General features: G+C 50.9%; 1 protein-coding gene. It reads right to left on the bottom strand.

Annotated features, from left to right (window positions below; translation table 11 throughout):
• Nucleotides 1-6 precede the first annotated feature (6 nt).
• The coding region (locus tag J7J33_06300; protein MCD6168888.1) for a TonB-dependent receptor at nucleotides 7-1,101 on the bottom strand (1,095 nt) is incomplete at its 5' end.

Raw genomic sequence — 1,101 nt, 5'->3', positions numbered from 1 at the left:
CCCGGCTTAATACTTATATGCCAGGCTGGCCATGATAGTCCGAGGCGGAGCAAGGTAATACCAGGACATCTTGTATTTCTCATCGGTTAGGTTATCCACGCTCAGGGAAAGCTCAAGACCACCGAAAAGGGCACGGGATATTTTTAGATCCCAGACAGAATACCCCTCAAGTCTCTTTTCGTTTTTCTCATCGTAGAACCGGGGGCCGACATTTCTGAAGGTGGCACTTACCCTGAATACCTTCGGATTATCGTAGCTCAAACCGAAGTTAAACCGGTATTCAGGGGTTTTACTAAGTTTCTTGCCCTCCAGTTCCGGCGCAAGCTCGTGCTCCTTGATGATTGACCGGTTGTATGTATAGTTGGCAAGGATTGACCAGTGAGGATGAAGCTCAACCTTGATCCCGGCCTCGTATCCGTGGATATCAACCCTTCCCACGTTTACCGGCTGTATGACCTCCTGTCCCGGCTCAGGATGGAAGTACGGAGGTATTTCCTCCTCAGAAAGGGTCTTCTTGTAGATGAAATCCTTGAAGCTTGAGTTGTAATAGGTAAAGGTCGCCTGCAGCTCTCCAATGGGTCTGATATCGAACCCTATGTCAATGGAGTGGGTCATCCTCTCGGGCTTCAGGTCCGGGTTGCCCACATCGAACTTTCTCGGACCGTGAGGGCCCGACCTGTAAAGGTAATAGATTCCCGGAACCTTAAATCCCGTGCTGAATGATGCCCTGAACCTGATCTCTTCCCTGGGGCGATAGACCATCCCTGCTTTGGGAGATAAGGCGCTGTCACCTCTTTCCGGATAGTCAATCTCTATCAGCTTTCCGGTGGTCTCATCGGTGAAGCGTCCTTTGGTGTGCTTCCACCAGTCATACCGTGCCCCTAAGCTGAGCGCCACCTTCCCTCCAAGAAGAGGTATTTCATCGTGCACGAACATCGAGTACAGGTTTGCCCTCCCGGTGTAGAACCTCAGCCCTTTTCCTGCATAATCATAATTGGTTTCAACTTTTGCTCCTTGAAGGTCAGCTCCGAACGTGAGGCTGTGTCCCTTTATGGTCCTGCTCACCTGACCCATAAAGCCCCATCCATCCGAGGGTATATC

Source organism: Caldisericia bacterium, assembly GCA_021158845.1.
Classification (GTDB): domain Bacteria; phylum Caldisericota; class Caldisericia; order B22-G15; family B22-G15; genus B22-G15.
Note: the sequence above shows the minus strand (reverse complement) of the source record. Positions and strands in the feature narration are given on the sequence as shown.